Origin of the sequence: Mycobacterium riyadhense, from assembly GCF_963853645.1 — a bacterium.
Classification (GTDB): Bacteria; Actinomycetota; Actinomycetes; order Mycobacteriales; family Mycobacteriaceae; genus Mycobacterium; species Mycobacterium riyadhense.
The window spans coordinates 4,656,190-4,679,240 of record NZ_OY970456.1 but is presented as its reverse complement, the minus strand read 5'-3'; the positions used below and the strand labels follow the sequence as shown (position 1 = coordinate 4,679,240).

18 protein-coding genes and 2 pseudogenes are annotated in these 23,051 nt (G+C 66.3%); 12 read left to right on the top strand and 8 right to left on the bottom strand.

All coding sequences use genetic code 11. The features are described from left to right. Nucleotides 1-20: 20 nt before the first annotated feature. The 3 genes from typA (at nt 21) to AADZ78_RS20590 (ending at nt 5,532) form a co-directional block, all read left to right on the top strand. A complete protein-coding gene (gene typA / locus AADZ78_RS20600) occupies nt 21-1,907 on the top strand; it encodes a translational GTPase TypA (RefSeq protein ID WP_085252867.1) in 1,887 nt (628 codons plus the stop codon). 97 nt (nt 1,908-2,004) lie between these two features. Next, nucleotides 2,005-3,906 carry an ABC transporter family substrate-binding protein gene (locus AADZ78_RS20595; RefSeq protein WP_085252868.1) on the top strand — a complete coding sequence of 634 codons (1,902 nt, stop codon included), beginning with the start codon at nt 2,005-2,007 and terminating at the stop codon, nt 3,904-3,906. 183 nt (nt 3,907-4,089) lie between these two features. Continuing rightward, entirely contained in the window at nt 4,090-5,532 is a 1,443-nt protein-coding gene (locus tag AADZ78_RS20590) for a PE family protein (RefSeq protein WP_139829018.1), read from the top strand. Between the two features lie 7 nt (nt 5,533-5,539). On the opposite strand, the gene AADZ78_RS20585 is transcribed toward AADZ78_RS20590, so the two are convergent. Further along, complete coding sequence (locus tag AADZ78_RS20585) at nt 5,540-6,154, bottom strand: TetR/AcrR family transcriptional regulator (protein WP_085252870.1); 615 nt, start codon at nt 6,152-6,154, stop codon at nt 5,540-5,542. A gap of 83 nt (nt 6,155-6,237) precedes the next feature. On the opposite strand from AADZ78_RS20585, the gene mshB reads away from it, so the two are divergent. After that, complete coding sequence (mshB, locus tag AADZ78_RS20580; RefSeq protein ID WP_085252871.1) at nt 6,238-7,146, top strand: N-acetyl-1-D-myo-inositol-2-amino-2-deoxy-alpha-D-glucopyranoside deacetylase; 909 nt, start codon at nt 6,238-6,240, stop codon at nt 7,144-7,146. Nucleotides 7,147-7,214: 68 nt separating this feature from the next. After that, nucleotides 7,215-7,676, top strand: coding sequence for a hypothetical protein (locus AADZ78_RS20575; RefSeq protein ID WP_085252872.1), 462 nt, complete (start codon nt 7,215-7,217; stop codon nt 7,674-7,676). A gap of 4 nt (nt 7,677-7,680) precedes the next feature. On the opposite strand, the gene AADZ78_RS20570 is transcribed toward AADZ78_RS20575, so the two are convergent. Further along, entirely contained in the window at nt 7,681-8,556 is an 876-nt protein-coding gene (locus AADZ78_RS20570; protein WP_085252873.1) for a PE family protein, read from the bottom strand. 147 nt (nt 8,557-8,703) lie between these two features. Between AADZ78_RS20570 and AADZ78_RS20565 the strand changes: the two genes are divergently transcribed. Then, nucleotides 8,704-11,280, top strand: a complete 2,577-nt coding sequence (locus tag AADZ78_RS20565; protein ID WP_139829022.1) for a bifunctional FO biosynthesis protein CofGH — start codon at nt 8,704-8,706, stop codon at nt 11,278-11,280. A 23-nt stretch (nt 11,281-11,303) separates the two neighbouring features. On the opposite strand, the gene AADZ78_RS20560 is transcribed toward AADZ78_RS20565, so the two are convergent. Together AADZ78_RS20560 and AADZ78_RS20555 are read right to left on the bottom strand one after the other, a co-directional pair. Further along, nucleotides 11,304-11,636, bottom strand: a complete 333-nt coding sequence (locus AADZ78_RS20560; protein WP_085252885.1) for a hemophore-related protein — start codon at nt 11,634-11,636, stop codon at nt 11,304-11,306. A gap of 205 nt (nt 11,637-11,841) precedes the next feature. Next, entirely contained in the window at nt 11,842-13,878 is a 2,037-nt protein-coding gene (locus AADZ78_RS20555; protein WP_085252875.1) for an NADPH-dependent 2,4-dienoyl-CoA reductase, read from the bottom strand. Nucleotides 13,879-14,137: 259 nt separating this feature from the next. Between AADZ78_RS20555 and fdxA the strand changes: the two genes are divergently transcribed. The 4 genes and pseudogenes from fdxA (at nt 14,138) to AADZ78_RS20535 (ending at nt 17,388) form a co-directional block, all read left to right on the top strand. After that, nucleotides 14,138-14,464: a ferredoxin gene (gene fdxA, locus AADZ78_RS20550; RefSeq protein WP_085252886.1), complete on the top strand. Its 327-nt coding sequence runs from the start codon at nt 14,138-14,140 to the stop codon at nt 14,462-14,464. Nucleotides 14,465-14,496: 32 nt separating this feature from the next. After that, the gene (gene dapC / locus AADZ78_RS20545; protein ID WP_085252876.1) at nt 14,497-15,582 is read left to right on the top strand and encodes a succinyldiaminopimelate transaminase; all 1,086 of its coding nucleotides are present in this window, start codon (nt 14,497-14,499) and stop codon (nt 15,580-15,582) included. A gap of 71 nt (nt 15,583-15,653) precedes the next feature. Further along, nucleotides 15,654-16,120 (top strand): annotated as a pseudogene (locus AADZ78_RS20540) (DNA-binding protein); the annotation flags it as partial. Between the two features lie 11 nt (nt 16,121-16,131). Continuing rightward, nucleotides 16,132-17,388 (top strand): alpha/beta hydrolase, encoded by a 1,257-nt coding sequence (locus AADZ78_RS20535; RefSeq protein ID WP_085252878.1) that lies wholly within the window; start codon nt 16,132-16,134, stop codon nt 17,386-17,388. On the opposite strand, the gene cysC is transcribed toward AADZ78_RS20535, so the two are convergent. From cysC to stf0, 4 genes and pseudogenes are all read right to left on the bottom strand, one after another. Beyond that, nucleotides 17,360-19,246 (bottom strand): adenylyl-sulfate kinase, encoded by a 1,887-nt coding sequence (cysC, locus tag AADZ78_RS20530; RefSeq protein WP_085252879.1) that lies wholly within the window; start codon nt 19,244-19,246, stop codon nt 17,360-17,362. The genes AADZ78_RS20535 and cysC overlap by 29 nt on opposite strands. Further along, nucleotides 19,246-20,160: a sulfate adenylyltransferase subunit CysD gene (gene cysD / locus AADZ78_RS20525; protein WP_085252880.1), complete on the bottom strand. Its 915-nt coding sequence runs from the start codon at nt 20,158-20,160 to the stop codon at nt 19,246-19,248. Before cysD ends, cysC begins: the two co-directional genes overlap by 1 nt. A gap of 117 nt (nt 20,161-20,277) precedes the next feature. Further along, nucleotides 20,278-20,368: pseudogene (locus tag AADZ78_RS29225) on the bottom strand (sirohydrochlorin chelatase); the annotation flags it as partial. Between the two features lie 90 nt (nt 20,369-20,458). Further along, nucleotides 20,459-21,262: a trehalose 2-sulfotransferase gene (gene stf0 / locus AADZ78_RS20520; RefSeq protein ID WP_085252881.1), complete on the bottom strand. Its 804-nt coding sequence runs from the start codon at nt 21,260-21,262 to the stop codon at nt 20,459-20,461. Between the two features lie 289 nt (nt 21,263-21,551). On the opposite strand from stf0, the gene AADZ78_RS20515 reads away from it, so the two are divergent. Together AADZ78_RS20515 and AADZ78_RS20510 are read left to right on the top strand one after the other, a co-directional pair. Next, on the top strand, nt 21,552-22,133 hold the full coding sequence (locus AADZ78_RS20515) for an IS607 family transposase (protein ID WP_204080385.1): 582 nt from the start codon (nt 21,552-21,554) through the stop codon (nt 22,131-22,133). Then, on the top strand, nt 22,133-22,675 hold the full coding sequence (locus tag AADZ78_RS20510) for a hypothetical protein (RefSeq protein WP_139829111.1): 543 nt from the start codon (nt 22,133-22,135) through the stop codon (nt 22,673-22,675). Before AADZ78_RS20515 ends, AADZ78_RS20510 begins: the two co-directional genes overlap by 1 nt. Nucleotides 22,676-23,051 lie beyond the last annotated feature (376 nt).

The window sequence follows — 23,051 nt, the reverse complement described above, 5'->3', positions numbered from 1 at the left end:
CCGCTGCCACAATCACCGACGTGCCATTCCGCAATGTCGCCATCGTCGCCCACGTCGACCACGGCAAGACCACCCTGGTCGACGCGATGCTGCGGCAGTCCGGTGCCCTGCACGAACGCGGTGAAGTGCAGGAACGCGTCATGGACAGCGGCGACCTGGAACGCGAAAAAGGCATCACCATCCTGGCCAAGAACACCGCCGTGCACCGCCACGACCCCGACGGCAACGTGACGGTCATTAACGTCATCGACACCCCCGGTCATGCGGATTTCGGTGGCGAGGTGGAGCGCGGCCTGTCCATGGTGGACGGCGTACTGCTGCTGGTCGACGCGTCCGAGGGACCCCTGCCGCAAACCAGGTTCGTGCTGCGCAAAGCGCTGACCGCCCATCTGCCGGTGATCCTCGTCGTCAACAAGACGGACCGGCCCGACGCGCGCATCGCCGAAGTCGTCGACGCCAGCCACGACCTATTGCTCGACGTCGCCTCCGACCTCGACGACGAAGCCGCCAAAGCGGCAGAGCATGCGCTGGGCCTGCCGACGCTGTATGCCTCCGGGCGCGCCGGCATCGCGAGCACCACCCAGCCCGCCGACGGTGAGGTTCCGGACGGCACCAACCTGGACCCGCTGTTCGAGGTTCTCGAAGAGCACGTACCGCCGCCCAAAGGCGACCCGGAGGCGCCGCTGCAAGCCCTCGTCACCAACCTGGATGCCTCGGCCTTCCTGGGCCGGCTCGCCCTGGTCCGCATCTACAACGGCAAGCTGCGCAAGGGCCAGCAGGTGGCGTGGATGCGCGAGGTGGACGGGGTGCCCGTGATCACCAGCGCCAAGATCACCGAGTTGCTCGCAACCGAGGGCGTCGAGCGTAGCGCCACGGAGGTCGCGGCGGCTGGGGATATCGTGGCGGTCGCCGGCATACCCGAGATCATGATCGGCGACACCCTGGCCGATCCCGACCATGCCCACGCGCTGCCGCGCATCACCGTCGACGAGCCGGCCATCTCGGTGACGATCGGCACCAACACCTCGCCGCTGGCGGGCAAGGTGTCGGGGCACAAGCTGACCGCCCGCATGGTCCGCAGCCGCCTGGACGCCGAGTTGGTCGGCAACGTCTCGATCCGGGTCGTCGACGTCGGCCGGCCCGACGCCTGGGAGGTGCAGGGCCGTGGCGAGCTGGCGCTGGCGGTGCTGGTCGAGACGATGCGCCGGGAAGGGTTCGAGCTCACGGTCGGCAAGCCGCAGGTGGTCACCAAGACCATCGACGGCCAGCTGCACGAGCCGTTCGAGGCGATGACGATCGACTGCCCCGAGGAATTCGTCGGGGCCATCACCCAATTGATGGCCGGCCGCAAGGGCCGCATGGAAGAGATGACCAACCATGCCGCCGGCTGGGTCCGGATGGACTTCATCGTCCCCAGCCGCGGCCTGATCGGCTTTCGCACCGACTTCCTCACGCTGACCCGCGGCACCGGCATCGCCAACGCCGTGTTCGACGGCTACCGGCCCTGGGCGGGGGAGATCCGGGCCCGGCACACCGGGTCGCTGGTATCGGACCGCTCAGGCACCATCACACCGTTCGCGCTGCTTCAACTCGCCGATCGCGGCCAGTTCTTCGTCGAACCCGGACAGGACACCTACGAGGGCATGGTGGTCGGGATCAACCCGCGTCCGGAGGATCTCGACATCAACGTCACCCGCGAGAAGAAGCTGACCAATATGCGGTCGTCGACCGCCGACGTGATCGAGACCCTGGCCAAGCCGCTCGAGCTCGACCTGGAGCGGGCAATGGAGTTCTGCGCCCCCGACGAATGCGTTGAGGTGACTCCGGAGATCGTGCGGGTGCGCAAGGTGGAGCTGGACGCCACCTCCAGGGCCCGCAGCCGGGCGCGCGCGAAGGCCCGGGGATAGATCGGTGTCGGCATCGGCCCGCGAGCGTAACGTCATTGCGAATTCCGGCCAGGAATTTCGCAGCCCCGTTACGCTCGCGGGGCTCCTCGATAGCCTGATGGGCGTGCTGAGACCGATCCGCCGTGTCGCCCTGACCCTCGGGGTGCTGGTCTCGCTGGTCGGGGTGGTGGTGTCCGCGTGCACCGTCAGCCCGCCGCCCGCCCCGCAAAGCACCGATACGCCGCACACCACACCGCCACCACCGCCGCACCCTACCCAGATCATCATGGGGATCGATTCGATCGGCGCGGGGTTCAACCCGCACCTGCTTTCCGATCTATCGCCGGTGAACGCGGCAATCAGCGCGCTGGTACTGCCCAGCGCGTTTCGGCCGGTGCCCGATCCGAATTTGCCGACGGGTTCGCGCTGGGAGATGGACCCTACCCTGCTGGTGTCCGCGGACGTAACGAGCGAAAACCCGTTCACCGTCACGTACAAGATCCGGCCCGAGGCGCAGTGGACCGACAACGCACCGATCGCCGCCGACGACTTCTGGTACCTGTGGCGGCAGATGGTCAGTCAGCCGGGGGTGGTTGATCCGGCCGGCTATGACCTGATCACCTCCGTCCAGTCGCTTGAGGGCGGTAAGCAGGCGGTCGTCACCTTCTCGCAGCCGTATCCGGCTTGGCGGGAGTTGTTCAGCAACATCCTGCCGGCCCACATCGTCAAGGACGCGCCGGGCGGTTTCGCGGCCGGGCTGGCCCGGGCGTTGCCGGTCACCGGTGGTCAGTTCCGGGTGGAGACCATTGACCCGCAGCGTGACGAGATCCTGATCGCCCGCAATGACCGCTACTGGGGGCCGCCCGCCAAACCGGGCCTCATCCAATTCCGCCGCGCCGGGGCGCCTGCCGCGCTGGCCGATTCCGTGCGCAATGGTGATACCCAGGTGGCCCAGGTGCATGGCGGCTCGGCGGCTTTCGCCCAGTTGTCGGCGATACCCGACGTTCGGACCGCGCGAATCGTGACACCGCGGGTCATGCAGCTCACGCTGCGGGCAAACGAGCCAAAACTGGCCGACGCGCAGGTCCGCAAGGCGATCTTGGGATTGCTCGACGTTGATCTGCTCGCTGCCGTGGGCGCCGGCAGCGACAATACCGTCACCTTGGACCAGGCGCAGATTCGTTCGCCGAGCGACCCCGGGTACGTGCCGACGGCGCCGCCGGCCATCGGTACCCCGGCGGCGCTGGGCCTGCTTGCGGCGGCTGGCTACCAAATCGAGAGCAACGCGTCGGCTTCGCCGGCGCCGCCGGAGCCCGATTCGACGACCACGCCGCTGAGCACGGGGCCGACCGAGGTCATCCGCGGCCGGATCAGCAAGGACGGCAAGCAGCTGTCGCTGGTGATAGGGGTCGCCGCCAACGACCCGACCTCGGTGGCCGTCGCCAACACCGCCGCCGACCAATTACGCAATGTGGGGATCGCGGCGAGCGTGCTGGCGTTGGATCCGGTGACGTTGTATCGCGACGCGTTGAACGACCACCGCGTGGACGCCCTGGTGGGCTGGCACCAGGCCGGCGGAAACCTGGCGACATCGCTGGCGTCTCGGTACGGCTGCCCCGCGTTGCAGGCGACAACGGTGCCGACCACCGGTACGCCGACGACCACCCCGGCCGGCTCGGCGTTGCCCTCGACATCAACGCCCACACCCGCTCCCACCCCAACCCAACCCAGCCGGCCACCCGAGCCCGGCGCGCTCGTGCAAGCGCCGTCCAACCTCACCGGGATCTGTGATCGCAGCATCCAGTCCAATATCGACGCCGCCCTCAACGGCAGCAAGAACATCAATGACGTGATCACCGCCGTCGAGCCGCGGCTGTGGAACATGTCGACGGTGCTACCGATCCTGCAGGACACCACGATCGTTGCGGCGGGCCCGAGCGTACAGAATGTCAGCCTGTCCGGAGCGGTGCCGGTCGGTATCGTCGGCGACGCCGGCCAATGGGTCAAGACCGGGTCATAAGGTTGGAGTTGCTTGCCGCATAAGGGACCGGCCAGTTCTCCAGGCGACGAATCGTTACCGACGGATCGTGGCGAAACCGCTGAGGCTGGCGACGAATCGCGATACGCTCCGCCTTGGGGGTGCACCCGGTCGGGCCGGGATGCCAGCAACTGATTCGCAGCTGGTGTTGTGGGGAGGCCTGGGGTGTCCTTTTTGTTTGCAGAGCCGCAAATTTTGGCAACGGCGGCAACGGATTTGGTAAGTATCGGTTCGACGGTAGACGCGGCCAGCACCGCGGCGGCGTCGGCGACGATCAGCATGATGCCAGCGGGTCTCGACGAAGTGTCGGCGGCCATCGCGGCACTGTTCGGGTCTCACGGGCAGGCATATCAAGAGGTCAGCGCGCGGCTGGCAGTGTTTCATGACGAGTTCGTGCGGGCGCTGAACGCCACCGCGGCTGCGTATGCGGGTTCGGAGGCCGCGAATGTGCAGTCGATTCTGGCGAGCGGCGAACAGGCCTTTTTCGGCCTTTCGGGCAGCTTCAGCGGAGGGCTGTCTGTCCTGCCCGCCCCGTTCGGTGCGGCGCTGACGCAGCTGGCGCAGACCGGCGGGACGCTAGCGGGCAGTTTGAGCGGTGGGCTGCCGGAGTTCGGCGCTGCCTTGCAGACCAGCTTCCGCGGCGGAATTCCCGGGCTCTCGGTTTTGTTCCAGAGCCTGGTTCCGGGGCCCATTCAGGCGGTCCTGACGGGCTCCTCGAGCGGTATCTTGCAGCAAATCGAGCAAGCCGAGATTGGCTTTAATGCCAATCTGGTCGATGCCGAGCTGGCCTTCAATCAGTCGTTGGTCGCCAACGAGATGGCGTGGCAGCGGGCCGTTTTTGGCACCGATAACGCCCTTAATGGGGCGATCAACAACGGTTTTGGCATCGCAAACTCGTTAATCGGTACCGGTGAGCAATTCGCGAACGTCGTGTTGGGTGCGCAAGTCCCGGCTAACTTCAACGCCAGCTTGTCCGTCGGTGGTTCCGCCGAGGGCGGTACTCAGCTCGGCGGCTTTGCGGGCGCGATCGCGCATACCTTCATGCTCAACGCCAACCTGCTCGAACTGGCCGGCGGCGCGGCGTCGCCGGTGCTGGTGGCGTTGGGTGTCAATGCGCCCGTGCAGGCGATGCTGGGTGCGCCCGCCGGTTTCATGGAGCAGGTAGCGCAGGGTCTGGTCAGCTTCAATGCCAACCTGGTCAGCAACGAGCTCGCCTTCAACCAAGCTTTGGTCGCCAACGAGATGGCATTGCAGCAGGGCGTCTTCGGGACCAATACCGCCCTCAACGGCGTACTCAACCGCGGCTTCAACCTCGGCAACCTGGTCATTGGTACCGGACAGCAATTCGTCAACGTCGTCTTGGGTGCGCCGACGCCGGAGGAATTCACCGTCAGCCTTATCGCCGGCGAGGAAGGGCAGGTCTTCAGCAGCGGAGAGATCGGCGGTGTTCTGGGTGCCGTGCAACAGAAATTGATGCTCGACGCTCAGCTGGTCGGCCTCGCCATGGGTGGTGGTTCAACCGACGTCCCCGGCGGCCCGCCCGAGGTTCCGGAGGGCCCGGGCGAAGGCCCCGGCGGCGGCGAGGGCGGCGGGGAGACCACCACCTAAGCACCGCTCAATTGACTTGTGCGGCACGAGTTTTCGGCGGGATCACGGTGTCGACGATCAGCTCCAGTTCCCGGCGGCTCGGTGGTGACCCGGTGAGCATGAAGTGCTGGTTGATCAACGCGGGTCCGATTCGCGCCGACAGCGACGTCAGGTTAGCCGGGTCGATGTCGCCCTCACGGACGGCGGTTTGCAGGATCGACTCGACGATCTTCAAACGTGGGCCCACCACTGCGTCGGCGAAGATGGCACGCAGCTCGGGCTCGTGCAATAGCTGGCTGACGATGTCCAGGCCAGGGAAGTTGGTCTTGCCGGCCAGTACATCACGATGTGCGGTGAACACGGCCAGTAGGTTCTCTCGGGCCGACCGGTTGGGGCGCGGTTCGGGCAGCTGCGGCACCGCATGATGTAGCGCGGCCTGCACCAGGTCGTGCTTGCTAGCCCAGCGCCGGTACAACGCGGCTTTGCCGGTTTGGGCGCGCGCGGCGATCCCTTCCATGGTCAGACCGCCATACCCGACCGACGCCAATTCGGCCAAGGTCGCCGCGTAGAGCGCACGTTCGAGCACCTCGCCTCGGCGGCGACTCCGGCTGGCATTCGATATGGATTGGGTGAGCTGGACCATCGCTCAATAGTAGTCAGTCGCGTTTCTAATTTGTGGCGAACGGAGCTCTCCGGCGCGGTCTGGGCGGCGGGTAGGGTGCGTCCATGCCTGACACGCCGCGGCTGCTGTTCGTGCATGCCCACCCCGACGACGAGAGCCTCAGCAATGGCGCCACCATCGCCCACTACACCGCTCGCGGCGCACAGGTCCACGTCGTCACATGCACGCTGGGCGAGGAAGGTGAGGTCATCGGTGACCGCTGGGCCCAGCTCGCGGTCGATCACGCCGATCAACTCGGCGGCTACCGCGTGGGCGAGCTCACCGCGGCACTGCATGAGCTGGGGGTCAGCGGGCCGATCTACTTAGGCGGCGCCGGTCGTTGGCGCGACTCCGGCATGGCGGGCACCGAGCGGCGCGGCCGGCGCAGATTCGTCGACGCCGATGAACGGGAAGCCGTGGGGGCGCTGGTCGCGATCATTCGCGAGCTGCGGCCACATGTCGTCGTGACCTACGACCCCAACGGCGGCTACGGCCATCCCGACCACGTGCACACCCACACCGTCACCACGGCCGCGGTGGCTCGGGCCGGTTCTCGAGCCGGGACCAACGACCACCCCGGCGAGCCGTGGACTGTGCCGAAGTTCTACTGGACGGTCTTAGCGGCGAACGCAATCGTCTCGGGGGTGCGCGCGCTGGAGCCTGAAGATCTGCGACCCGAGTGGATGCTGCCGTCAGAAGAGATCGCCTTCGCGTACCCCGACGAAGACATCGACGCCGTCGTCGAGACCGACGCGAACGCACACGCCGCCAAGGTCGCCGCACTCACCGCGCATGCCACCCAGGTCGTCGTGGGACCGACCGGTAGGGCTTGCGCCCTGTCGAACAATCTGGCACTGCCCATCCTGGCGCAGGAGCACTACGTTCTTGTCGCCGGCTCTGCGGGCGATCGCGATGAACGTGGCTGGGAAACAGATCTGCTCGCCGGTCTGGGTTTCGCTGACTCTGGCGCTTAGGCTGTCGGTATGGACCCCGACCTGGACCCCAACCTGCAGCATTGGCAAGACCGACTGGATAGCCTGCAGTGGGTTCTCGGCTCGATACTCTCCCAGATCGACAGCGTCCCGACCTGACCGCAACCAAACCGTGCGCGCCGTCGAGTGCAGAGGCCGGCGCGACGGATCCCGCAATTCGGTTCGTCATCCTGGCGATATTGGCAGTCGACGGAGTTTTGTCTGCACTGGCCGGTGCGCTGCTAATGCCTTTCTATATTGGCTCAATGCCCTTTCCGGTCAGCGCTTTGATCAGTGGATTGGTCAATGCCGTCCTGGTATGGGCCGCCGGGCGGTGGACGAGGTCGCCGCGGGTGGCCGCGTTGCCGTTATGGATGTGGCTACTCACCGTGGCGGCGATGAGCCTGGGCGGTCCCGGTGACGACATGATCCTGGGCGGCCAGGGCCTGATGGCATACGGAGCTCTGATCCTCATCCTGCTGGGGGTGGGGCCGCCTGCGTGGGTGCTGTGGCGGCGCAGAGTCCACGACTGAGGAGTTAGACCACCGAACCAAACGGCGGGGGTGGCGGGAAGAAGCCGCGGATCCAGTAGTACTCGTTATAGATGAAGTTGTTGACCGAAGCCGTGGTGGCCGACCAGAAGTTGCTTAGCCCCTGACTGAAGGTGATTTGCCCGCTCAGCCAGTCGAGCGTGTTGAACAGGCCGCTTTGCACCATCGGCTCGAACAGGTCGTAGAAGATCATGATCTGGGGTGCCAGCAATCCGATGTAGGGCAGCCAACCAGCGGCCCAGGTGGCGAGGGTGAAGCCATACTGGACCCACGGCTCGGCAGCCAGGTAGAAATTCTCGATGGCGGTGGCCCAGGACACCGGGATGACAGCCGCCGGTGCCGCCGCCGCGCTGGCTGTCGCTCCACCCAAGGGCGGCAGCAACCCGCTCGAGGCCGCCAGGGCGCCGATCCCCCCGGTGGGCATGAGCGCCAGCGGGCTGGGCCCAAGGGCACCGGCGACGGCACTCTGAACCCGTGCGACGGCGTTCGCGGCACTGGCCACGATGCCGTTCTGGCTCAGCGGGAGCTGGCCGAGCAGCTGCGCGGCGGGGGACTTCATCGCGCTCGCCAAGGTGTTCGCGGCACCGCTCTCGGCGGATGCATACGAGTTCGCTCCCGCGTTCAAGGCCGCCACAAACTGGTCATGAAATGCAGACAGCTGCGCGCTGATTTGCTGGTAGCCCTGGCCATGTGCGGACAACAGGGCGGCGACCTGCGTCGAAACCGCATCGGCGGCCGATGCCAGGACTCCCGTTGTTGGGAGCGAAGCCGCGGCATTGGCGGCACCGATGTTCGAACCGATGCCGGCAATGTCCGAAGCTGCGGCGGCCAGCGCCTCCGGTGCGGCGAACATGAACGACATCCCGCGATCGTATCGCGATCGGTCGTCGTTCGTGTCGGTTACTGGCGCCGGACGGTCGATCGCGTGTCGACTGCGTCCTGGCGCTACTGTTGCGCTTATGGCACCAGGGATGAAACCAGATCGCGGGGAAGTTACACCAACGTGCCAGTGAGATCTGGGCCACCGGAGCCTTCGGCGCCCACAGCTTTGCCTCGCCCCGTCGTCCCGCCCAAGCCGAATGCATCGGCGTTGCGGCGGGTGCTGCGGCGGGCTCGCGACGGTGTGGCGCTGAACATCGAGGAGGCGGCGGTCGCGATGACCGCGCGCGGCGACACCCTGGCTGACCTGTGCGCGAGTGCGGCGCGGGTGCGTGACGCCGGTTTGCAGTCCGCGGGACGGTATGGCCCGGGTGGCCGGTTGCCGATCAGCTATTCGCGCAAGGTGTTCATCCCGGTCACCCATCTGTGCCGCGACAAATGTCACTACTGCACGTTCGTCAGCGTGCCGGGCAAGCTGCGTGCCCACGGGGCCGGCATGTATATGGAGCCCGACGAGATTGTCGGCGTCGCTCGCCGCGGACGCGAACTCGGTTGCAAGGAAGCGCTGTTCACGCTTGGTGACCGCCCCGAGGATCGCTGGCCGCAGGCACGCGAATGGCTGGGGGAGCGAGGCTACGACTCGACGTTGTCCTACGTGCGGGCGATGGCGATCCGGGTGCTAGAGGAAACCGGGCTGTTGCCGCACCTGAACCCCGGCGTGATGAGCTGGTCGGAGATGTCGCGGCTCAAACCGGTGGCGCCGTCGATGGGCATGATGCTGGAGACGACGTCGCGACGACTGTTCGAAACCAAGGGACTCGCGCACTACGGCAGCCCGGATAAAGACCCCGCGGTACGGCTGCGCACCCTCACCGACGCGGGCCGGCTATCCATTCCATTCACCACCGGTCTGCTGGTCGGCATCGGCGAGACGCTTGCCGAACGCGCCGATACTTTGCATGCGATTCGCAAGTTACACAAGGAGTTCGGGCACATCCAGGAAGTGATCGTGCAGAACTTCCGGGCCAAGGAACACACCGCGATGGCCGACGTCCCCGATGCCGGCATCGAGGATTACCTCGCCACGGTGGCGGTGGCGCGGTTGGTGCTCGGTCCGGGAATGCGCGTGCAGGCGCCACCGAACCTGGTGTCGCGCGGCGAGTGTCTGGCGTTGGTGGCCGCCGGTGTCGACGACTGGGGTGGTGTCTCGCCGCTGACGCCCGACCATGTCAACCCCGAAAGGCCCTGGCCCACTTTGGATGAGCTGGCCGCCGTCACCGCGGAGGCCGGCTACGAGCTAGTGCAGCGGCTGACCGCGCAGCCGAAATACGTGCAGGCGGGTGCGGCATGGATCGACCCGCGGGTGCGGGGACACGTTGCGGCACTTGCCGATCCGGCGACCGGATTTGCCCGTGACGTCAACCCGGTGGGGACGCCATGGCAGGAACCCGACGATGTGGCGTCCTTCGGCCGGGTCGACCTCAATGCTGCGATCGACACCGAGGGCCGCAGCACCGAGGCCCGCAGCGATCTCGACAGTGCCTTCGGTGACTGGGAGTCGATCCGGACGCGGGTGCACGAGTTGGCGGTCAGCGCTCCCGAACGCATCGACACCGACGTGCTCGCGGCGCTAAGTTCGGCCGAACGAGACCCAGCCGGCTGCACTGACGACGAATATCTGGCGCTGGCGACCGCCGACGGGCCTGCACTGGAAGCGGTTGCCGCGCTTGCGGATTCGCTGCGCCGCGATGTCGTCGGCGACGACGTCACCTTCGTGGTGAACCGCAACATTAATTTCACCAACATCTGTTACACCGGCTGCAGGTTCTGCGCGTTCGCCCAGCGCAAGGGTGACGCAGACGCGTATTCACTGTCCACCGAAGAGGTCGCCGAGCGCGCGTGGGAGGCCCACGTCGCCGGTGCCACCGAGGTGTGCATGCAGGGCGGGATTGACCCTGAGCTGCCGGTGACCGGTTACGCCGAGCTGGTGCGGGCCGTCAAGGCCCGGGTGCCGTCGATGCACGTGCACGCGTTCTCCCCGATGGAGATCGCCAACGGCGTCACCAAGAGCGGGCTGAGCATTCGCGAGTGGCTGATCAGTCTGCGCGAGGCCGGGCTGGGCACCATCCCCGGCACCGCTGCGGAAATTCTTGACGACGAGGTGCGCTGGGTGCTTACCAAGGGCAAGTTGCCGACGTCGCTGTGGATCGAAATCGTCACCACCGCACACGAAGTGGGCCTGCGGTCGTCATCGACGATGATGTACGGCCATGTCGACAGCCCTCGCCACTGGGTTGCCCACCTCAATGTGCTGCGCGACATTCAGGATCGCACCGGCGGATTCACCGAGTTCGTGCCGCTGCCGTTCGTGCACCAGAATTCGCCGTTGTATCTGGCGGGGGCGGCTCGGCCCGGGCCGAGCCATCGCGACAATCGTGCCGTGCATGCCCTTGCGCGGATCATGTTGCACGGGCGCATTTCCCACATTCAGACCAGCTGGGTGAAGCTTGGTGTCGAGCGCACCCAGGTCATGCTCAACGGCGGGGCCAACGACCTGGGCGGCACGCTGATGGAGGAAACCATCTCGCGGATGGCCGGTTCCGAATACGGATCGGCGAAGACCGTCGCGGAACTTGTCGCGATTGCCGACGGCATCGGCCGCCCCGCGCGGCAGCGCACCACCACGTACGCGCCGCTGGCGGCGTAGCCGCTAGGGCGTCCGCTGCTGGCTCAGTAGTTGTTGCAGGATGCGGCAACCGACTCGACAAGGCCAATGTACTGCGAGGCACCCGGCATTGCCTGTACCTGGGCAGCCATCTGCCGGCGCTTCGCCGGAGGCGAGGCAAGGAATGTATTCAGGAATCCGACCGCCATCGGGGATGCGGTGAGCTGCGCCGCAGCCCCCGGATCCTGGGCGTTGAGCGCCGCCATGACCTGCCCGTAATTGCACGTGGTGTTAACAGCAACTTCTAGTGGGTCCGCAGACGCGACCCCGGCACCGACGCTCAACGACAGTGCAATTGCGCCAACGCCGGCGCTCAGTGCTGACAACGACAGCTTCACCATATGTGGACACCTTCCCCAGCTAAATACACCGCCCAAAAAGACGGCGACGACATCTGCCCAGCGGTTGCCGTCTCCGACTGAGGGTACCAGGCACTCCGGGCTTGCTCATATCACGCTGTTTATCGCCCGACGCCCCCCAGTCATAACTATCTGCAGGTCAACGGCACAATTCGCGGTGTTTCGCGGTGAGTGAAAATGCGCCTTACAGCCGGGCTGCCAGCTCGGTGCCCTGCTTGATGGCGCGCTTGGCATCCAACTCGGCGGCCAGCGCCGCACCACCGATGATGTGCGGGTCGATGCCGTTGCGCCGCAGCTCGTTCACCAGATCACGTACCGGCTCCTGACCGGCGCACACCACCACGTTGTCCACCGCGAGCAGCCGTGGCCGCTGTCGGTCCGGGCCGAAGCTGATGCTCATACCCTCGTCGCTGATCCGCTCGTAATTCACCCCGGACAGCTGGTGCACGCCTTTGGCCTTCAACGACGCCCGATGTACCCATCCAGTGGTCTTGCCCAGCCGTTTACCCTGCGGACCCTTGGTGCGTTGCAGCAGGTACACCTGCCGGGCTGCCGGAGCCGGCAGGGGAGTGGTCAACGCGCCGCGGGCCTCTCGTGGGTCGACGGCGCCCCATTCGGCCTTCCACTCCTTGAGGTTCAGGGTCGGCGAGTGCTCGGTGACCAACAGTTCGCTGACGTCGAACCCGATACCTCCGGCGCCTACCACCGCCACGGTCTTTCCCACCGGCTTGACGCCGGTGATGGCGTCGGCGTAGGTCAGCACCATGGGGTGGTCGATGCCGGGAATCGTCGGAATGCGCGGCGCCACACCGGTGGCGAGCACGACGTCGTCGAAATTCGAGCCGCGGCCGGTCAATTCGTCCGCGGTAATCCGAGTGCCCAGTCGCACCACGACGCCGTGCTTATCCAGCATCGTGGCGAAGTACCGGATGGCTTCGCTGAATTCCTCTTTGCCGGGTATGCGGCGGGCCATGTCGAACTGGCCGCCGATGAAGTCGTTGGCTTCAAACAGTGTGACGTGGTGGCCCCGCTGAGCGGCGTTGACCGCCACGGCCAGTCCGGCCGGGCCGGCTCCGACGACTGCCACGTTGCGGGCGCGCCGCGTCGGCGACAGCACTAGCGTCGTTTCGTGTCCGGCCCGTGGGTTGAGCAGACACGACACCAGCTTCTTGGCGAAGACATGGTCCAGGCAGGCCTGATTGCAGGCGATGCAGGTGTTGATCTCGTGAGCACGGTCGGACTGCGCCTTGAGTACCCATTCCGGGTCGCTCAGCAGCGGCCGAGCCATCGATATCAGCCGTACCTGGGTGTCGGCCAGGATCTGTTCGGCGGCTTGCGGCATGTTGATCCGGTTCGACGCGACCACCGGGATGCTGACATGTTCGGCGATGGCGCCGCTGATGTCGACGAACGCGCTGTTGGGTACCGACGTGACGATTGTTGGCACCCGCGCCTCGTGCCAGCCGAAACCGGAATTGATGATGGTTGCGCCCGCGGCCTCCACTTCGGTTGCAAGCGCGACGATTTCGTCCCAGCTCTGGCCGTCCTCGACGTAGTCGGCCATCGACATCCGGTAACAGATGATGAAGTCGGATCCGACCGCGGCACGGGTACGGCGTACGATCTCGACCGGGAATCGACGGCGGTTGGCGGCTGTGCCGCCCCAGGAGTCGTTGCGTTTGTTGGTGCGCGGCGCCAGGAACTGGTTGAGCAAATACCCTTCGCTGCCCATGATTTCGACACCGTCATAGCCGGCCTCTCGGGCCAGCTGCGCACAGCGGGCGAAATCGGCGATGGTCGCTTCGATGCCGCGTCCCGTCAGTGCGCGCGGCCGAAATGGGTTGATCGGCGCCTTGATTGCCGACGCGCTGACCGAAAGCGGATGGTATGCATAACGTCCGGCGTGCAAGATCTGCAGCAAGATCTTCGCGCCCGAGTCATGGACTGCCGTGGTGATGCGACGGTGTCGGCGGGCTTCCGCGGAGGAGACCAGCTGCGACGCGAATGGCAGCAGCCAACCGGTGCGGTTGGGTGCGTAGCCGCCCGTGATGATCAGGCCGACGCCGCCGCGGGCGCGTTCGGCGAAGTATGCGGCGAGCCGATCGATATGGCGAACTCGGTCTTCCAGTCCGGTGTGCATCGAGCCCATGACCACGCGGTTGCGCAGCGTGGTGAACCCGAGGTCTAGGGGTGAAAGCAAGTTTGGGTATGGGCCTGTCATGGGTCCTCCGCAAGCGTTTGAGTCGCCTCGTCGAGCGCCGATGGATCCGGAACGGCGCCCCGGGCAGCATAGATGTCACCTCGCGTCACTGTGCAACTACGCGCAAACCGACCGAGCACGCCGACAGGCGAGCCAATTGGTTGAGGTGTATGTGCAACGTCTAGTATCAGTAACCGAAACGTGTTGCCTGGAGGCCCTCGGGCGACACAGCAGCAGCCCACACATAGCAGGACCTGGAGGACACGTTGAGGAGATGTCCGTGACGTACGTGATCGCCGAACCTTGCGTCGACATAAAGGACAAGGCATGCATTGAGGAATGCCCGGTCGACTGCATCTACGAGGGAACTCGGATGCTGTACATCCACCCCGACGAGTGCGTTGACTGCGGCGCCTGCGAACCAGTGTGTCCTGTCGAAGCGATCTATTACGAAGACGATGTGCCTGACCAATGGAGCCAGTACACGCAGATCAACGCCGACTTCTTCGATGAGCTGGGATCGCCGGGCGGTGCGGCCAAGGTGGGGATGACCGAGAACGACCCGCAAGTGGTCAAGGATCTGCCGCCGCAGGGCGAAGACGACTGAGCGGGCCGCTCGGATCCCGGCCGCGCGGGCGGGTGTCGGCGTCGCTGCCGGTATTCCCGTGGGACACGTTGACCGAGGCGAAAGCGCTGGCCGGGGCCCATCCGGGCGGCATCGTCGACCTGTCCGTCGGCACCCCCGTTGACCCGGTCGCGCCGCTGATCCGGGAGGCGTTGGCGGCGGCGGCTTCCGCGCCGGGCTATCCCGCCACCGCGGGTACCGCGCGGCTGCGCGAGGCCGCGGTGACCGCGCTGGCGCGCCGTTATGGCGTCACCGGGCTGGCCGAGGCGGCGGTGCTTCCGGTGATCGGCACCAAGGAACTCATCGCCTGGCTGCCGACGCTGCTGGGTTTGGGTCCCGCGGACTTGGTCGTGGTGCCCGAACTGGCGTACCCGACGTACGACGTGGGCGCCCGGCTGGCCGGGGCGCAGGTGCTGCGGGCGGACTCGCTGACTCAGCTGGGCCCGCGGTCCCCGGCACTGGTCTACCTCAACTCGCCGAGCAACCCCACCGGGCGGGTGCTCGGCGTCGAGCACCTGCGCAAGGTGGTCGGGTGGGCGCGCGAGCGTGGCGTTCTCGTTGCTTCCGACGAGTGCTACTTGGGTTTGGGCTGGGACGCCGAGCCGTTCTCGGTTTTGCACCCGTCGGTCTGCGACGGTGACCACACCGGGCTGCTGGCGCTGCATTCGCTGTCGAAGACATCGTCGCTGGCCGGTTATCGGGCAGGCTTCGTCGCTGGTGATCCGGGTTTGATCGCTGAGCTGCTGGCGGTGCGCAAGCATGCCGGGATGATGGTGCCGACGCCGGTGCAGGCCGCCATGGTCGCCGCCCTCGATGACGACCCGCACGAGAAGCTGCAACGCGAGCGCTACGCGCGGCGGCGTGCGGCGCTGCTGCCTACGCTGCGCTCGGCGGGGTTTGCCGTGGACTACTCGGAGGCGGGCCTCTATATATGGACCACCCGCGGTGAGCCCTGCGGAAACAGCCTGGCCTGGTTTGCAGAGCGCGGCATCCTGGTCGCGCCCGGCGATTTCTATGGCCCGGGCGGTGCGCAGTACGTGCGGGTAGCGCTGACGGCCACCGACGAGCGCATCGCCGCCGCCGTGCAGCGGCTCGCCTAGCACCGCCGAGCAGACGCAAAGGCCCCCGAAATCGGCCCGATTTGGGGGCCTTTGCGTCTGCTCGGCGCGGCGAGATCCCGGACGCCGCCGCAACGATCGTGCCGTACGACGTGCAATCCCGGATCCAGCACGCCTACCCCGAACGCTTCGAGCAACGGGTTACGCGAGAACTCGACAACCTCGAAACCTGGGTTTCCAGACCGCGGAGCAGGCGGTCGAGGCCTACGAACACCCCGAGCGGCCGCCGTCGGTGATCATGGTGGCGGCCCCGATCCCCGGACAGCGCGGCACCATCGAAGGGCGGGTCAGCCAGGTCGAGGACATCACCAAGCGCCGGCGTACCTTCCGATGGATCGTGGTCGGCGACGACAGCGGGGACATCCGCATCGCGTTTCATCCCGGACGCGGCGGCCCTGACACCCAAGGTCAGCTGTTGCGCGTCACCGGCAAGGCTCGGCAGAGCGGCAACCGGCCCATGTCGATGGTCAATCCCACGTATCACCTGGTCGAGGAACCGGCCAAGGAGCCAAACAGTTAGATTGGTTAACCATGAAGCGGATAGCGGCCCTCCTGGTATCCATAACTGGATTTGCGTTCACCGCCAATGGCTATCGACCGCTGACGAAGCACGGTTACGGGTCGCTGTACGCATTCGCTTACGGTCTGGTTGCCTCCGAGCTGCCCATGCAGACGCTCGCCGCGCAGTGCGCGGCGCTGGCCGCGCTGTCTCGCCGGCTGCCGCCACGGGTGCTGCGATTCGCTTGGCTGGTTTCGGCGCTGTCGTGGGCGGGGCTGCTAGGCCTGCGTCACCTTGGTCGCCGCGCTGACGAACCACTGACGGCCGCGCTGGACGCGGGACTGGGCGCCGACCGGCGCACCGAGTCGGGCGACCTGTGGACGCGGCCCGCGCCCGGGGGCGCCACCGCGAAAAAGCCCGGGGTGGCACGCATGTTGCGGATCTACCGCGAGTACACGCACGACGGTGACATCAGCTACGGAGAGTGTGGCTCCAGGAACCATCTCGACATTTGGCGACGGCCCGATCTCGCCCGCGGCGGGCGGGCTCCGGTGCTGCTGCAGGTTCCCGGCGGGGCCTGGATGGTCGGAAACAAGCGGGGTCAGGCGCATCCACTGATGAGTCATCTGGCCGAGCTGGGCTGGGTCTGTGTGGCGATCAACTATCGGCTCAGCCCGCGCTCCACCTGGCCCGACCACATCGTCGACGTCAAGCGGGCGATCGCCTGGACTAAGGAACACATCGCCGAGTATGGCGGTGACCCCGACTGGATCGCGATCACTGGGGGCTCGGCCGGCGGGCATCTGTCTTCCCTTGCCGCACTTACCCCCAACGATCCGCGATTCCAGCCGGCCTTCGAGGACGCCGACACGCGAGTGCAAGCGGCCGTCCCTTTCTACGGTGTCTACGACTTCACCCGAAACGACGAGTCGATGCACCCACTGCTGGTGCCGGTGGTGGCGAAGCGGGTGTTCAAGCTGAGCCGGACGGAAATCGCCGAGCCGTTCCGCATCGCCTCACCGATCACCCACGTTTCCCAAGAAGCACCACCGTTTTTCGTGCTGCACGGCCGCAACGACTCGTTGATCCCGGTCGAACAGGCCCGCTGCTTTACCGCGCGACTGCGTGAAGTAAGCCGACAGCCAGTCGTCTATGCCGAGTTGCCTTGTGCACAACACGGTTTCGATATCTTCGGTTCGGCGCGCGCAGCGCACGCGGCAGTAGCCGTCGAGCAGTTCCTGGCCGAGATGTACGCGCGCTCTAGGTCGGCCGGGGGCTGCGCTCGTTGAGCAGCGCGATGACCTGCGCGGCCAGGTCGTCGATGTCGGCATTGGTGGTATCGAGCACCAGGTCCGGGTTCTCGGGCGGCTCGTAGGGGGCATCCACACCGGTAAGGCCCTTGAGACTGCCACGGCGCGCCCGCGCGTACAGGCCTTTAGGGTCGCGCCTTTCGCATTCTTGCACCGAAGTGGAGACATATACCTCGATGAAGGGCAGCTTGGCGGCGTCGTTGAGGGCCCGCGCGATCTCGCGGTCCGACTTCAGCGGTGACACCAGGGACGCCAGTGCGACCACGCCGGCATCACCGAGCAGCCGGGTCAAATGCCCGACCCGTCTGATGTTTTCGGTGCGGTCACCGGGGGAGAAGCCCAGGTCGTCGGATAAGCCGTGACGCAGGTTGTCACCGTCGAGCAGGTAGGCCACCCGCCCCGATTCCACCAGGGCACGTTCCACGGCGACGGCGATCGTGGACTTGCCGGACGCGGGCAGGCCGGTGAACCAGATTGTCGCGCCTGGTTGTCCGGTGGCCTGCCAGCGATACTTCCGGTGCAGCGCCGACGGATGCCAGCGGATGTCGGTCCGCGGATGCGTGCCCGGCTTGACTTCGCGCGCTTCGAGGATGGTGCCGGCGCCGACGGTGTCGTTGCTGGTTTCATCGATCAGGATGAATGCGCCGCTGTCGCGGTTGTCGGCGTAGTTGTCGGCGACGACGACCGAGCTGGTCCGCAGTGTCACAGTGCCAATGTCATTGAGCGCCAATTCGACTGGGCTGTCAAGCTCGTCGAGCGTCTCCGGGTCGAGCCGCGTGTGCAGCTCTTGCACGGTGGTCCGCACGGTCTTGGTCGTTTGTTTGAGTGCCAGCCGGTCGCCAGCCCGCAGCGGGGTGTCGGAGAACCAGCACACCGTCGCGTCGAGCTCGCGGGCCAGCATCGGCATGGTCGCGTCGTCAGCCCCGCTGACCAGCACGTCGCCGCGACCCACATCGATATCGTCGGCCAGCTCGATGGACACCGAAAGCGGTGCAACGGCCGTCGTGCGGTCGTCGTCGAGGGTGTCCAGCGCGGCCACGGTCGACCGGGTGCCGGCGGGCAGTGACACCACTGGATCACCGACGCGCAGCGTTCCGGCCGCCAGTCGTCCGGTATAGCGACGGCGCACGTTTGCCGTCGGGCGCGACACCCACTGCACGGGCAGCCGCAGCCGCGACGCCTCGGCCTGCGGCGCGGCCAGCTCGATGCTCTCCAGGTACTCGAGCAGGGTCGGGCCGCTGTACCACGGGGTGCGCTCGGAGCGGTGCACGACGTTGTCCCCGTGTTTGGCCGCGATCGGGATCACCGTGATGTCAACGCCGCCCAGGCGTGCCGCCAGCTGTTGCAGCTGCTCTGCCACCCGAACGAACCCAGCATGATCGAAGTCGATGAGGTCGATCTTGTTCACCGTTGCGACAAAGTGCTTGACGCCCAACAGCTTTGCGATCCGCGCGTGCCTGCGAGTCTGCCGCAACACCCCGGCGCGCGCGTCGACCAGTAGGATCGCCACGTGTGCGTTGGAGGCACCGGTGAACATGTTTCGGGTGTAGCGTTCGTGGCCCGGGGTGTCGGCAAGGATATAGCTGCGGGATTCGGTGGAGAAAAATCGGTACGCGATATCGATGGTGATGCCCTGTTCGCGTTCGGCGCGCAAGCCATCCGACAGCGCCGCGAGGTCGGCGATGCCGTCTTCGTCGGTGACGGCTTCGAGGTGGTCCAGCGGCAGGCTGTCGGTGTCGTGCAGCAGCCGTCCTATCAAGGTGCTCTTGCCGTCGTCCACCGAACCAGCGGTGGCAATGCGCAGCAGCTGGCGCGTGACAGGCTTGTGCAGAGTCATCAGAAATAGCCTTCTCGCTTGCGGTCTTCCATGGCGGCGGCCGATGTGCGGTCGTCGGCGCGGGTTTCGCCTCGCTCGGACACCGTCGCTGCCGAGATCTCGGTGATAACTCGGGTGATGTCGGTGGCCGTGGAGCGCACCGCCCCGGTGATGGTCAGATCGCCGACGGTTCGGTACCGCACCCACTCCACGGCGGACGATTCGCCGTTACGCGGCTCGGCGTATTCCGAAACCGCTAGTAGGATGCCGTCGCGTTCGAATACCTCACGCTCGTGAGCGAAGTAGATCGACGGCAGCTCAAGGTCTTCCAGTTCGATGTAGCGCCACACATCGAGCTCGGTCCAGTTGCTCAACGGGAACACCCGCACCTGCTCGCCCTTCTTGATCCGGCCGTTGTAGAGCGACCACGGTTCGGGGCGCTGCGCACGGGGGTCCCACTGGCCGAACTCGTCGCGGAAGCTCAAGATCCGTTCCTTGGCGCGAGCGCGCTCCTCGTCGCGGCGCGCGCCCCCGAACGCGGCGTCGAAGCCGCCTTCCTCCAGCGCGTCGAGCAACGTGCGGGTCTGTGCGCGGTTGCGTGAGGCCCCGGGGCCCGGATCGGGGACTCGGCCCTTGTCGATGGATTCCTGAACCGACGCGACGATCAGCTTGTGTCCATGGCCGGTGACCCTGCGGTCCCGGAACGCGATCACCTCACCAAAGTTGTGGCCGGTGTCGACGTGCATCACCGGAAACGGCAGCGGTGACGGCCGAAAGGCCTTCTCCGCCAACCGAAGTAGCACGATCGAGTCCTTGCCGGCGGAAAATAGCAGCACCGGGCGCTCCAGCTCGGCGACAACCTCGCGGATGATGTGCACCGCTTCGGCTTCCAGCAGCCGCAGTTCGTCGACGCGCCGAGCGTCAGTCTGGGTCATATGCGCCGCTCCTCCTCATCGCTTCGCTCTGCATCGTCGCCGGCGCGGTCATATGCGCCGCTCCTCCTCATCGCTTCGCTCTGCATCGTCGCCGGCGCGGTCATATGCGCCGCTCCTCCTCATCGCTTCGCTCTGCATCGTCGCCGGCGCGGTCATATGCGCCGCTCCTCCTCATCGCTTCGCTCTGCATCGTCGCCGGCGCGGTCATATGCGCCGCTCCTCCTCATCGCTTCGTCCCCCGCAAGCGGGAGGTGCCCCCACTTGTGGGGGCGTGCCCCCACTCCATCGTCGCCGGCGGTCATGTCGGTAACCCCTCTTTCGCCGCATCCGCCCGGTAGCGGTCCACCCACTCGTCGGAGCGCTGATCGGCCTGCCGCTGCAGCACCGGTTCGGGCGCCAGTCGCGGGTCGAGGCCCAACTCCTCAAGGATGTTGGCCACTACCTGAGTCAGGTTGCGCCACAACACCGGATAGGAGATCTCAATCGGTTTGACGTCTTCTTCCGCGAACCACGCTTGCCAGCCCTTCTCCTGGGCACGCAGCATGGTGACGACGTGGGCGATGGCCCCGGCGTGGTAGGTGGCACGCGCATCGCGGACCGGATCGGGCCTGCCGCGCCACACGCGGGTCTGCACCGCCCGCCAGAACGACACCGCCTGCGACACCACATCGGGCCGGTGGACATGAATGAGCAGCGGATCCTCGCCGACGACGTCGTGAATCGCGGCGAGCAGGCCGTCGCCGGATCGATGGCGCAATCCAGCCGCGCGGTCCAGCAGCAGCTGCGTCTGGTTCCACATAAGCTTGCCGCCCCACACGCCGTTGGGCGTTCTGCCGACCGTGCGGATGTAGTCTCGCCAGATCTCAGCCGGGGCTAGGTCGGGCTTGCCTTCGTCCAGCGGGTCAAGCAGCTTCAGGATCGACTCGTCCTCGACGCCGGAGAACCACTCCCTGGGCTGCGGGGACTGGCTCGTTGTCGGCAGATATTGAAAGAATTCCTGGGGCTCGCCGGCAACTCCGGTGGCGCGCAGCGACTCGACCAGCAGCGTGCTGCCACTGCGCTGGGAGGCAAGCACCAGGTATGACGACGGACGATCAGCCACCCAGGAAGCCTAGCCGGTAGCAAATCCCCTGCAAGACATGCGGTTACCTTCAGCCTGAACTTAACTCTTGAGCGGGGTTCAGGTCGGCTAGCACCCGCTCAGAACGGCGGTGGTTTGTTGCGTTCGGCGACGGGTGGGCATCATTTGGCCCCGATGTGGTGAGTAGGTCGACGGAGGTTGTGGCGCTGCGGTGATGGACAAATGCGCCCATGGGCACACAAAGGGTGGGGTCACGGACTGTTCACGATTATGTGAGTAAATGTGAGCGAATGTATGTTCTACTGGGTGTGTGAAGTTGGCTGAGTGGGCGCGTGGTAATGGTGTTCACCCTCAGACCGCCTACAGGTGGTTTCGGCAGGGCAAGATGCCGGTGCCCGCTCGGCGGTTGGAGTCGGGAACGATTTGGGTCGACGTGGTGGCGGAGGATGTGGCGGGCCGGGCAGTGCTGTACGCACGGGTGTCTTCGCATGACCAGCGCTCTGATCTGGATCGTCAGGTTGGTCGGTTGACGCAATGGGCCACGTCGAATGGGTATGAGATCGGCGAGGTGGTGTGTGAGGTCGGGTCCGGGCTGAACGGGAAACGGCCGAAGTTGCGGCGGATCTTGTCGGACCCTTCTGCGACGGTGGTGGTTGTGGAGCATCGGGATCGTCTGGCCAGGTTCGGGGTTGAGAATCTTGAGGCTGCGCTTGGTGGGCATGGGCGGCGGATCGTCGTAGCGGATGCGGGTGAGACCACCGACGACCTGGTGCGGGACATGATCGAGGTGCTGACGTCGATGTGCGCGCGCTTGTACGGTCGTCGTGGCGCACGGAATCGGGCGATGCGCGCGGTCACGGCGACAAAGACTGAATCGGGGCAGGTGGGCTGATGGCGAGGATGGGTGGGCTCAAGCGTGTGGCCCGGGCTCTCGGCGTCGCCGGTAGTACGCTGCGGCAACAGGGTTGGGCGACCGCTTCGCCGGCACGCGTCCAAGCGGTCATGGACGATCCACCGGACTGGTCGATCGTTGCGCGACAAAACCGGAGCGAGAAGCGCGCCAGGCAGCACAGGCGGCGCGGGCGTGAGAGCGTCGCCAGGCGCCTGGGCGTATCGGTCCGCGTGGTCAAGGAACGCCACATCACACCCGGGGATAGTGCGGGACTGTGTGCCGCGGCGCCGGATTGGTTGATCGTTGCCCGAGAACGGCGGAGGGCGCAGGCCGAGCGTGAACGGGCCGATGCACAGCGCCGCGCTGCACGTGTGGCCGAGGAACGGGAATTGGCTGAGGCGTATCTGCGGGCGATCACAGACCGTGGTGATACCGATGCCTGGGCGGCCGGCGTGCTGCATGGAGCCGGGATGCACCGTATCGATTTGGGCGATGGCAACGTGGTGCCCATCGTGTCGCCGCCGTTGCGGGTGGTGCGCTGACGGTGATCGTGGCGATGCGCACCTGCGCTCAAGCTGCGAAGGTTGCTGGGTTGACCGGTGGTGTGCAGTTGGCGGGGAAGCCGAAACCTGATGGCACACCAACATTGTCGCGATGGGTGGATGTGGGTGCCGATTTCGAAGCGCATCGAGCGGCGGTGGAATCGGTGTCGGTGTTGTTCGAGCTCTACGACGGGGACGCCGGGTGTTGCCTGGCCTCGGGATCGCCCGGTACGCGATTGCCGACGGGCTGGAGGGTCACCGCGGCCAGGTTCGAGGTGCGGTGGCCCTCTGATATCGATCGGGCCGGGTTGGTGCGGTCGCATTTCGGTGCCCGCCGCAAAGCGTTCAACTGGGGCTTGGCGCAAATCAAAGCCGA